At 33.2% G+C, this 11,849-nt stretch carries 13 protein-coding genes and 1 pseudogene; all 14 read left to right on the forward strand.

All coding sequences use genetic code 11. The annotated features are described in order from the left end of the window. Positions 1 to 763: 763 nt before the first annotated feature. Positions 764 to 1,036: a MarR family transcriptional regulator gene (locus DXB52_RS13895; protein WP_118107814.1), complete on the forward strand. Its 273-nt coding sequence runs from the start codon at positions 764 to 766 to the stop codon at positions 1,034 to 1,036. After that, a complete protein-coding gene (locus DXB52_RS13900; RefSeq protein WP_181989215.1) occupies positions 1,023 to 2,114 on the forward strand; it encodes a hypothetical protein in 1,092 nt (363 codons plus the stop codon). Before DXB52_RS13895 ends, DXB52_RS13900 begins: the two co-directional genes overlap by 14 nt. Further along, a complete protein-coding gene (locus DXB52_RS13905) occupies positions 2,092 to 2,715 on the forward strand; it encodes a hypothetical protein (RefSeq protein WP_118107818.1) in 624 nt (207 codons plus the stop codon). Before DXB52_RS13900 ends, DXB52_RS13905 begins: the two co-directional genes overlap by 23 nt. A gap of 21 nt (positions 2,716 to 2,736) precedes the next feature. Next, positions 2,737 to 2,922 (forward strand): annotated as a pseudogene (locus DXB52_RS17475) (cold-shock protein); the annotation flags it as partial. Positions 2,923 to 3,144: 222 nt separating this feature from the next. After that, complete coding sequence (locus DXB52_RS13915; RefSeq protein WP_118107822.1) at positions 3,145 to 3,840, forward strand: hypothetical protein; 696 nt, start codon at positions 3,145 to 3,147, stop codon at positions 3,838 to 3,840. Positions 3,841 to 3,914: 74 nt separating this feature from the next. Next, complete coding sequence (locus tag DXB52_RS13920; RefSeq protein WP_118107824.1) at positions 3,915 to 4,130, forward strand: hypothetical protein; 216 nt, start codon at positions 3,915 to 3,917, stop codon at positions 4,128 to 4,130. 188 nt (positions 4,131 to 4,318) lie between these two features. After that, a complete protein-coding gene (locus tag DXB52_RS13925; protein WP_118107826.1) occupies positions 4,319 to 4,501 on the forward strand; it encodes a DUF5659 domain-containing protein in 183 nt (60 codons plus the stop codon). 14 nt (positions 4,502 to 4,515) lie between these two features. Then, on the forward strand, positions 4,516 to 4,746 hold the full coding sequence (locus DXB52_RS13930) for a DEAD/DEAH box helicase family protein (RefSeq protein ID WP_118107828.1): 231 nt from the start codon (positions 4,516 to 4,518) through the stop codon (positions 4,744 to 4,746). A 162-nt stretch (positions 4,747 to 4,908) separates the two neighbouring features. Further along, positions 4,909 to 6,078 (forward strand): P-loop NTPase family protein, encoded by a 1,170-nt coding sequence (locus DXB52_RS13935; protein WP_181989216.1) that lies wholly within the window; start codon positions 4,909 to 4,911, stop codon positions 6,076 to 6,078. An 801-nt stretch (positions 6,079 to 6,879) separates the two neighbouring features. Next, positions 6,880 to 7,071, forward strand: a complete 192-nt coding sequence (locus DXB52_RS13940) for a helix-turn-helix transcriptional regulator (protein ID WP_118107832.1) — start codon at positions 6,880 to 6,882, stop codon at positions 7,069 to 7,071. A 926-nt stretch (positions 7,072 to 7,997) separates the two neighbouring features. Beyond that, positions 7,998 to 10,070: a hypothetical protein gene (locus DXB52_RS13950; protein ID WP_147343381.1), complete on the forward strand. Its 2,073-nt coding sequence runs from the start codon at positions 7,998 to 8,000 to the stop codon at positions 10,068 to 10,070. After that, entirely contained in the window at positions 10,052 to 10,810 is a 759-nt protein-coding gene (locus tag DXB52_RS13955; protein WP_147343382.1) for a hypothetical protein, read from the forward strand. Before DXB52_RS13950 ends, DXB52_RS13955 begins: the two co-directional genes overlap by 19 nt. Positions 10,811 to 11,076: 266 nt before the next feature. Continuing rightward, positions 11,077 to 11,253 carry a hypothetical protein gene (locus DXB52_RS16250; RefSeq protein ID WP_181989217.1) on the forward strand — a complete coding sequence of 59 codons (177 nt, stop codon included), beginning with the start codon at positions 11,077 to 11,079 and terminating at the stop codon, positions 11,251 to 11,253. Between the two features lie 69 nt (positions 11,254 to 11,322). Beyond that, positions 11,323 to 11,709: a hypothetical protein gene (locus DXB52_RS13960; protein WP_118107840.1), complete on the forward strand. Its 387-nt coding sequence runs from the start codon at positions 11,323 to 11,325 to the stop codon at positions 11,707 to 11,709. The last annotated feature ends 140 nt before the right edge of the window (positions 11,710 to 11,849 follow it).

Here is an 11,849-nt window from a genome sequence, read left to right on the forward strand (position 1 = left end):
ATCTTAAATACAATTTATATAATACAATAATAATAAATAAATACAGGAAAATGAAATAAAAAATGTATAAAAAATCGTTGACACAACAATAAAAACGGTGATATGATTGTTTCATCGAAAGATACAGAGACACACAGACATGAGTGAGATAAGTGTCACATAAGAAGAGAGGAGAACAGAAATAAAACAGAAAAAACATATTACTAGTTGACGAATCGAACAAGCGTTCGTATGATATAGTTGGAAACAAAAAAAGAAGACCGACACTCGCCAAAGCATCGATCTTCTGAATGATACGCCAATATCATTCCATATGTAAGTACAGACCCACGAAAGAATCTATACTATTCCCTGAACAAGAACAAGTATAACATCAAATTCTAATTGTGGCAAGTCTGTCACACATTTTCCAATACAAAAATCAACTGAATATTGCAAAAGTGGAGCCTGTTGAGGAGTTTCTATAGCATTTTTGCATCCATTAACATCTATTTTTGCACAACCTGCACCTTGAAAACTGAACATAGAGGAATTAATACATGCACAAAAAAGACTGTATAAAACGGGAATGTAATGGATGTAAGCAATATAATGCCGAATATAGAAGTGGAATATGCTTCTGGCAGCAGAGTACAAGAAAGATTACTATTGTAAAGAAAGATACGGGATAACATCCCATTTATTTTTACACTTTAGAGAACAGGTAAGACATATATAAGACTTATTTTATAAAAAGTATGAATACAGAAGGAGAAGATGATAAATGGAACTAAACAGAGTAGACTATGCACTGTTAAAAGTTCTAATGAAGAACGACAGTGTAAGTTTTTTCAAAGGAATGACGATATATGAAATATTGGATGTCCTTGGTGGTTCAAGAGTAACTACATATAAAAAGCTAAATCGTCTTGTGAAGTTGGGATATGTAGAAAAAGGCTGCAAAGATATCAATGCAGACACATATCTCCTTACAACAAAAGGAATCGGTTTAATAAAAGAATCAGAACATGGAGGAAAAGAAGATGTTAAAGAATGATGTAGCAGTTGTTGGCGCAGGACTTGGTGGTGCAACAGTGGCTTATGGATTGCAACAGAAGAATTACCGAGCATATCTTATTAACGGATCAGAGCAAGATAACCGGACAATTCCAGATGCGAAAAATGTTCTTATATTAGAAGGATATGACGGACTTGCAGGAGATAGAAGTCTTGCATTAGAAGCATTACAGAGGAACAAGCAGATTTTGAAAACCATTTCAGAGATTGAGCAGAAGATTGTCTTGTGCGTTGCATCAGGCGGCGGCTCTACTGGTTCTGGCAATCTCCCATACATTTGCGACATTCTTGCAGCTAATTCAGAGAGAATTGTTGTTCCAATTGTGTTGATGCCAAGGAAAGACGAACCGATTCAAAAAAGGCTGAATGCTTACAATCTTGCAAAAGAGTTAATGGATACTGATGGAATTGGAGCAATTATCTTCGTGAACAATGAATCTTATGATGATCTGAAAAGAATCAATGCAGTACTTGTAAATATGCTCGATGCATTTTTCAGTGATTCATCTGCATCCAGCGGTTCTAACTTTGATGACTCGGAGAAAATGAAAATGCTGAAAGAGCCGGGAGCTTTTGTTATTGCAATGCTTTCTGATAAGCGTGCGGAAGAAAAGAAGACTACAACACAGGATATGATAAATGCGCTGACAGCAAAGAACATATTTCTTCCTATTAATAATGATGGCATTGTCGGAAACATTGGAATCATCAATCAAAAGAACAATAAGCTGGACGAGCATGAACTGATTAAAGCAATTGGAACACCGGAAAACGTGTTTATTGGATACAACGGTAATGTCAATATTGCTTGTGCTTCTGGATTGAGTTATCCGGTTGAATATATTAAAAAACTTGGTCAGTCAGCGGTAGAAGAACAGAAAGAGCGCATAGAGAAAAGAAAAACAATATCTGTCTTGGACGATTTGAATACAGAGGAAATTGTTATTCCTGAAGTCAAAAAGAAAACAACCAAAGGTAAGCGGAACAGAATTTCACTTGATTTTCTGAATAGCTATAGGAAAGGAGTAGAACAATATGAGAACACCTGCCGCATATAACAATAATCTAAAGAATCATATTATCACCATGCAAATGCTTGTGGATTGTTTATACAGTTCTAACAAAAGAGCAAAGAATTGGAGAGATAAACAGCGTGAGTACAGAGAAAGAAGAAGTTACCACTATGATAAGTATGATAATGAAGGAAAAGCCAAAGAGAAGAAGGAAGAATACTATCATCAGAAAGAAATCATGCTCTCTGCACTGAAGCCAGTGTGCATCCACAAAGAGTGTTACGGATATGAAAGAACAAGAATCTATGATTATGAATCAGATTACATTAAATATTATGATGAATTTGTTTGGAGAAATAGCTTCTATGATAAGGTTGAGGATGCTTATGTTTGTTTTGGGGATATCGAGGATAAGAGTAAACCACTTTATCATTACTATCTTTTTTATGATGTAGGATATAATAGAACATTTCATACACCAATCAAAGAGAGTGAAGTGTCATTATATGACGATCTTGAAGTAGTAGAGATTGATAAATTGGATACAAAAGGATATGACATTGCAGATCTACTTTCAAATCAGTTTGTAACAAAGGTAATTAATCTAATCGAGTCAGAAGACTTTAGATTAGTAGAAAATATTTAAAAGCACAGGAGGATTAAACAAATGAAAGGAACAGTAAAATGGTTTAACACACAGAAAGGCTATGGATTCATTGTAGGGGATGATGGAACGGATTATTTCGTTCATTACTCCAATATTAAAGTCAGTGAATTCCGACACTTAGATGCAGGAGATCACGTAGAGTTTGATGTGGAAACAAATGACAAAGGCATTCAGGCAATCAATGTAGTTCCAGTGCTTACTATGAGCATGATTAAAGAAAGAGCTGCAAGACACAATATGCACCTTGAAGAAGCTGTCGGATGCGGTGCAATGGGATGGATGGTCGTGGATCAGAACAATGTCATTCAGACGGATGAACACGGAATGTCCCTTGAAGAACTGGATGAATATTTCAAGGAGTAATTTAAGAAGAAAAAAATTTTAATTTAAAAATTAAGGAGAATGATTATGAACAAAATTGTAAAAGCAGTAAAAGAAGGACAAGAGATTGAGACAAAGAACTTATTTAACGTGGTAAATGATTTTTATCTTACAAGACTTAGAGTTTCAAAAGATGGGGAGAGTGTCGTGTCTATGCAAGTAAACGTGTGCGAAGAACACGCAGAGGAATATGAATTTTTACAGTCCTGTACCATGTTTGATGACGTGGCATATCATCTGAGAAAGGCTGATATTGATTCTGTTACCAGTGAGTACAATGCGAAAGTAGATACATTGTACGTTACATGTGAACTGAAAAACGGATTAACGGTATTGCTTATGATTATCAACATTACTGGAAGTGAAAATGATGTTAAAGATTATAGAGAGATGGATGTATATGAACTGAAAGATTTCTTGGAAGATGTCATCAATAAGAAAAATGGTTATTACTGTATGGTGACAAGAATTACAGATGTATTCGGATTTGATTTAAAAATGCACAATTCCGTTCGTACTTACATTAATACGCTTGATGAAGATGATTGGAAACTACATATTAGTGATGATTTTACAAAATTTGAAGTTCCAATCACAGACGATTCAATAAATGAGATTTATGTCAAAGATAATGAACAGTCAGAATCGAAATCTATTGTTATTAAGCCCTTCAATCAGCCATTCATGGAAATAGATATGCTTTTCTTGAAACGACACGACTAATCGAGGGAATAAGCATAATAGGAACTGCGACCGTTGTGTCGTGGTTCCTGGATAAAAGAAAGGACAAAAAACATATGCATACAATCACAAGTAAACAGCTATACGATTTAATCATATCAGAAAAGTTGAATGTAAAACTGGTAACAAGCAGACACTTCAACGCGGTAGGAATGGCAGATATTATTGAAAAAGAAGATTTTATGACAGACCTTGAGAAAGCTACACATGCTGGACGTTTCGATATTGTTGAGTGGAAATGTAATGTGAATATAACAGAACAGTTATTTTGACGGCTGATTTACATGATAAATATGCTGGCGAATACATTGAAGTTTTTGGAACTGTGCCAATCCACGTGTCAATCAAGCAGCTTGAAGAAGAACTGGATTAAAAAGCAGTAATTTGAGCGTTTACAGAGTCTATAAATGGGATTAAAGTTCATCCTCTTTATAAAAACAAGATAGGAGAGGAATGACATATGAATAACGAGATTAAAAATATTACCATTTTTAATCAAAGAATGGCAGGTTACTTGATGCAGAAAGGCTATGTATTAATAGATATGCGACCAGATATGAAGAGTGGCAGTAGAAAAAATGTTTTCTTTTTCAAAGATACACCACAGCTTAGAAAGTCTATGAGTGACTACATTAACCGATAGACGGAGGTGTACCAATGAAAAGAAGAATTACAGATGTTATAACTAAGGAAGAAACTAGAAACTGGAAACCAGGAAATGATGTTTTAATATCAGCACCAATGGGGGCAGGAAAAAGTTATTTTTGTAAGAATCCACTATATGATATAGCAAAAGAAATATCTGGAAAAATTTTGATGTTAATTCATAGGTCGAATTGTGTCGATCAATTTAAGTATGAATTAGAACAGATGGAAAAACAGATATAATAGACGTACTCACATATCAGTCTTTAGAGTATCGGAAATTGCATAATTCTAATAATCAAATCGATTTATCAATATATGCATACATTGTATGTGAATGAATTTCATTATTTTTTCAACGACAGTAGTTTTAATAACAAAACAGCAGTGTCTTTTCAAATGATTATGAATAATACAAAATGCAGTTCAATATCTTTAGTGTCTGCAACTGGTGAGCATATGAGGAGATATATGAGAAAATATCTGAAAGATAATGGGATGGAAAAGCCAATAGAATATGAAGTACCTTTTGATTTCTCTTTCATAAAAGATCTTGTATTTTTTCATAAAGATACAACTTTAGAAGAACTTATTAAAGATGGAGTAGAAAAAGGTGGGAAAGGAATATTTTTCATTCAATCGGCAGAAAAAGCTTATAAGCTTTATTCAAAATATAAAGAACATTGTGTTTTCAATTGCAGTGCTAACAATAAGAGATATTATGAATATGTCGATAAGGAAAAAATAAAAAATATTCTGATTAATGAAAGATTTGAAGAGCAGTTTCTGATTACGACATCTTGTTTCGATGCTGGCATAAATATCATTGACAGGGATGTTAAACATATTGTAATCGACATTGTAGATATTGGCTCGTTAATTCAGTGTATGGGAAGAAAGCGCATCCAAGATGAAAATGATAAGATCCATGTTTATATCAAAGTAATCAATAACCAAAAATTAGCCGGATTAAAAAGAAGTATGGAACAAAAGGTTCAAATGGCAGATTATTATAGAAAAAGTGGTTATTCTATGGAGAAGCTTATAGAGAAATATCCTATGCAGAATGATGTGAACAATATTTTATATGATGATTTGACCTATGATGAAGAAGGAAATATAATACCAAATTCATATACAAAAGTGATTAACGAGCTGATGTATTTTAAGAGAAAAGAAGATATAGCGGAGTATTCATTGATGCTTGAAAAATACGGGAAATTTGGATATTGCAAGTATCTGGCAATCAAATTCGGTTTCTATAATAAGGAGACAGGAAATTATATGTATAGTACATTAATGGAAGATCATGAATTAGAAGATTATTTGGAAAAGATGGTAACAGACGATACTGTTATGTTACAACTGAGAGATAGAAGTGAACTGATAAAGAAAATTAATGCAAAGCAGGATGGTAAGTTGTTGAAGAAAGCAGCCACGTTAAATCAAGTGCTTGAAGAACGAGAATTAGATTACAGAATAAAAGAATTTGAAACTACTAGATGGTATACGGACATCAACGGGCAGAAGAAAAAGAAAAAATATAAGAATGCTTGGAAAGTAGTTAGATTCTAAAATTACATTTCTGAGGGCGGTTAATTCACCTATATATCTTTGAACTTGAAAGAGTTGACCCCCTTTTTTGAGCGACTTCTTTATTATAAGCTTTACGCCCAAATAGGGGGGTCAAAATGAAAAAACCAATGAATGTGTGATTTGGAATATTAGATTCTTGAAGAAGTATCTTGGGGGCGAATTGGCACTTCACTATAATATATAGTGAGATGTCAATCTGACCCCAGACATAAGATTCTAAAAATTTGTAATTGATTCTCTTATGTAATAATATGCAAAAATGAAATGCTATGCAAAAAAGGATGCTACAGAACAGAACTAAATAATTTTTGGGGTATGTTTCCTAATATATATGTATTAGAGAATCTACCCCTAAAATGAAAAATATGTGTAATAAAAATATTTAAAACGTAGTGTGATTTTCTGCATTACGCCACACTTGGCGGAATGCATCAATTGGGAACTTATACTGACATCCCCTCGTGGGTGGCAGGAAAGTTACCAATTGACAACAGGGAGTGGGATAATCCCACAAGACATATATGGAGAGAAACAGATGAATAAATTACAGCATGGATATTATAGAATATGAAATGCATTAATATATGTCAGGGGGTTCGCCTAACAGAAATCCACAAAGTCTTACTATGCATCTGCTGCGGTTTCCTTACGGGGAAACCTTGCATCTTGCAAGTGCGACTAATGTTGTGTCTTTGCAGTTCGTCCGTGTGCCACCCCCCGAACCCCCGGCACAGGTTAAATCTTAAACTTATGAAAAATAATTTAAAGGTGTGTGAATATATGAAAAACAGATTACAAGAAATGAGATGGGAAAAGAATTGGTCACAAACACAGCTTGCTATGAAAAGCAATGTGTCGCATTCTACAATAAGTTTGATAGAGAATAATCCTCTTGAAAACCCACATGTTTATACTGCTATCAAGCTTGCCCATGCTCTTGGTGTGTCTGTTGAAGATATATTCATACTTTGAGATGGATGTAGAAATCAGTAAGGCACATGAGGAATATATCTAAGATCTGAAGAGATTGACTCCACAAAATTGCGAAATAAGGTCAAATCTTGGTAGATGAAATCGAAGTTTCATTAATTACAAAAAGTGGTGTATGTGCTTGCTTAAATCAAGTAAAATCGACTCTATTTCAGTTCATAGAATTGCAGGTAAGTTCTTCTTGGCTTGGTTGGTTCTGAGAGGATTCTGCTGTCAATTTTAATGAATAAGTATAGGGAGAGTGGAACTTGGAGTGATGGGATGGGTGAAAATATTTCTGATTATACATTTTGAAAATTGAATATTTTAGGGGTATATGGTAGCATATAAAGAAAAAGGAAAAAGACATATGGATGAAATAATAAAATATTTTCTAAAAAAATAAATTTATCGATTTCTCTATTACTTGGAGTAGTTTTTCCCGGCTTATATATCTTCACATTTAGAAATTTCGAGTTGCTAGAGGAACTGGATATTATCAAAGTTATAATTATTGCGTGCATGATAACTTTACCGACATATTTAATCGGCTATTGTTTACAAATAATTTTTTATACTATGATATATTTATTGTTTAAAAAAGATGCAAATTTAACTCAGATATCTAATAATGCGCTTTCAAATGCGACGGTGATAAATATTGTCATAGTTCTTATGACATGGGATAAAAATTTTCTACTGCTTGAAACTACTCTTCTGTTAGCTGTGAAAACGACGATAATTTTCTCGATTTCATTTGCAATTGTGGAAGTAGTAATAAGAGTGTTATCTGTTATACATAAAAAAATAAAAACAAATAGAAATAAAAAATCCAACCAACCATCAAATGATTAATACCGATGGTTGGTATTTTTTTACTTTTTTAAAAATCAGTCGGAGAATAGTATATATAAGAACAAAAGATTGGAGTGATTATTATAAAAATCAATTATAAAAAGAAATTGAATCCGTTGACTATTGAGTCCATGGAAGCCAGCATGGTACATATTCATGATATAGCAGGAGACAATAAAGGAGTTCAATACAAAATGGGGAAAAAGTGGATGGATTTCAAGAAAATCTTCACACGTGAAGCAGTATTGGATGATAGTTTGTTTTTGCGATTCATGAGAACAAGTATTACAAGAAATAGCAACGACTTTTCAAAAGATTTTATTGTGATGAAATTTTCGTATGATGCGGAATATAGGCTTGAAGATGGCGAAGAACAAAAAATGAGCAAAGAGGAGTTGCGAACATTTTATTATAAAAATGGAGTAACATTTCAATCAGCACATACGGGAAAACATGGTAAAACAGAACCTATTCATTACAAGATGTTATATAGAACATCAGGAAAAGCAAAGAAAGGTGAGTGCATTTTTGTTCGGGACAATCTATTTCATAAAGCCATTAATTATTTGACGATGGGATTTTATGATCTTATGGAAGAAAAAGCAAAAGCTGATCCGGATACCGTATTTAAGTTAGTAGAGCTGTCTGCATATCTTAGCTTGACTACAGCGTGTGCAATTGGATATATCCATATTCCATTAAAAAACATTTTGGTTGTAGAAGATCAAAGTGCATATACAAAACCAATGGCAGCGGAGATTGTTAAAGTTGCAAATGTTCCTTATGAAAATGATGAATTTGTTTTAGAATTTAACGATCCACGTATGGAGACAATCCTTAATAATCATCAATGTACTTTAGACAAAGACAAGGCTGTTGAAAAAGGATGGTCATATATTAAGGAAAGAACTAAAGAGGAATTGAAGAAAAATGGTATTCGCATTAACGGTAAATATCCTGGACACCATAAGAACATTCCCTATACTGTAAAAGAATGTGTTGTGGAAGAAGTAGAAGATGCAAAGATTGAAAATGTGTTATGGGATGGAATGGGACTTATTGATGAAGCTATCTTTCCAAAGTATGCAGATGGATTTGTTTATTGTCGCTCTCATTTCTTTAAAAGCTGTTTGTTTCGAGGAAATGTACAGGAATATTTTAAAGATTATTGCAAGGAACATGAACTTGATTTTGAAACATATGAAGTAACGGATATGTTTGGTAATAAAAAGAAAGTGTCAGATATTAAAGTTGTTATTACTGATAAATCATTGAAGTGGTTGAAATTTACAGATATGATGGGTGGAACAAAACAAAAAGCATATCGTACATATCAAAAATTAATGAATGAATATGAGAACGTCTTTGCAGTTGTAAAGACCGCACATAAAAGCAAATGGGATAATTTGCAGTTGTCAACTTATCAGATGAATAATTCTTTACCATGTACAGATAAAAAGATATTGGGAGAAATTGTCGGACAAGCAATAGACTTTATCAATGGGGTGAAGGATGATGACAAGAATTACTTGAAATATCTTGAGATGACAAAGAACCAATTTAATTTGAATGAATTTCTTGTGGATTTGGTGAATCGAAATCCAGAGTTTGTAAAGACGGAGTTTTTTAGAAAAAAGAAGAAAAAGGATGTTTACAAATTGGTGGATGATTTCAAGAAAGGTCGATTACCGCAGCAAGGGGATAATCTTACAATTATGGGAAATCCGATTGCACTTCTAATGAAAGCGGTTGGAGAAAATCCATTGGAAGAAAATATTTTTGATGTAGAAGAGGATGCAATTCAATGTTACACAGAAAGATTTATGGATGGAGAAAATTTAGCTGCATTTCGTAGTCCTCACAATTCTCCCAATAATATTCTGCATTTTCATAATATCAAGTCAGAAAAGATTTCAAAATATTTTCCCAACTTAGGAGAAAATATAATTATCATTAATTTGATTGGTACAGATGCACAGGCAAGGGGCAGCGGATTTGATGAAGATTCAGATTTTGTATTTGTGACTAATCAATCAGAGGTGGTAGAACTTGCAAGACAGGCATATGTTGAATATCCAACTATTATTAATGCGGTAGAAGAAATGAAGAGTAGTGATTATCATTCCAGTTGGAAGATTATGCATTGATGGATAATAAAATTGCTGATGCACAGGCTTCAATAGGATTGTCTACAGATACAGCACAGTTAGCCTTATCATATTATTACAATGAAGGAATGTGCAGTAAAGAACTAAGAGAATGCTTTATTATTTTGTCTGTGATCGGTCAAATATCGATTGATTTGGCGAAAAAGGAATTCAATTTAGATGAAAAGAATGAAATCCGTAGAATCAAAAATCTTCCCTGCATGAAAGGAAAAGATATTCCTCAATTCTATGCGGATAATAAAAAGTCCCGGAACAATAAAGACTTTGGAAAAAAGGTTAAGACATTGAATTGTCCAATGGATATTATGGCTGAACTAATAGAAAAGAATATTATTGGTTATTCACCAAGGATTTATCATGAACCGATAAATAAATTTTTGAATAAAGCTTTATCGTGTAAAAAAGTAGATAATCGATATAAGAAGCAAAAAATAATTGATGAAGCCCAAAAATATAATGATGCAATTAAGGCGTTAGAGTGTTCAGCAAGAAAAGATACTTTATCTGAGGATATGCTTTATCAGTTGAAATCACGGCAGATGAAAATGTTCTTACAAAAAGTAGAGAATGAATTAAGTCAAGAAACAGTTATGCATCTAGTTATATATGCATTTGGAGATGAAAATTCAGATGTTAGAACTACTATTTTAAATGGTCTGTTTCATACACATAAGGAATTGTTAATGAATTGCTTTGTGAAAAATAACCAAAAAATATGATAAAAATTTGCACAAAACCACCAAAAACGCAGTAAAATTCAGTGAATTGAAAGTCCCGTTATGAAAGAGAAGAGTAGCTTACTTCAATTTCGTGACTGCATGAAAGAAGCGTAAGTCGAGTAGTGCGGTCAAATTATCAAGTCGAGGTATGGATGCCAATACGTATCTCGGCTTGAAATAGTAAAATGTTCTTAGCTGTGTATGTCAGCTATTTTCTACAAAGAAATATTTTTATATAAATTTTTATTTACGTGGGAGGTGAAAAAGTGACTCAGGAAGAATTACGAGAACTATACAATGAAAGAGTTCAGAGAGAAAAACAGTGTTATATCAGTAAGCAGACAAACATTAACAGTGGATTACTTTCACAGTTCAAAACAGGAAAAATCGATCTCTATCCGCATCTCTTTAAGCGTTTAGAGGAATATCTTTTAAATAACTAAAGGTTCAAAAATCAATTAAATTCAACAGGCATTTCAGCCAATATTTCACAAAAAAAGGAATAAAAACATATGAGCAAAACATTCAATTCGTTTAATGCTCTGAAAAAAGCAATTCAAAAAGAAGTTCAAGATGCAATGAATGAAGTGGTTAATGCTTCATTTGTCAATGCACATTCTAATGTAGATCAATTCTACAGTTCGCCGGAGGGAAGATATAAAAGAACAGGGCAATTAGCCGAAAGTCCAGACATGTCATTGTCAGGTGGTGGGGATTCTTATCATGGAGAGATTAATCTTGACACAGGATTTCGTTATAATCCATCTTGCAGAGACACACAGACAATCTATGGATATGCAGAAGAAGGTGGACTTCTTGGAAATGGTGGCTTCTGGGAGCAGACAGAGCAGGATGTAGAAAAAAATATCATTGAAGCATTTGGAAAAAGATTCAATTAATGAAAGGAAATAAATATATGGAACAAATGAAAGAAAGAATAAACCATCTAATTTATGGAAGATTTGAAGATGGAACAGGAGTTTATGGAAAATTATTCAATGTTCAGAAATAGAAGAGTCAGCAGAAAAAAAACCATATT

This window comes from Ruminococcus sp. OM04-4AA (assembly GCF_003462585.1).
Classification (GTDB): domain Bacteria; phylum Bacillota; class Clostridia; order Lachnospirales; family Lachnospiraceae; genus Mediterraneibacter; species Mediterraneibacter faecis.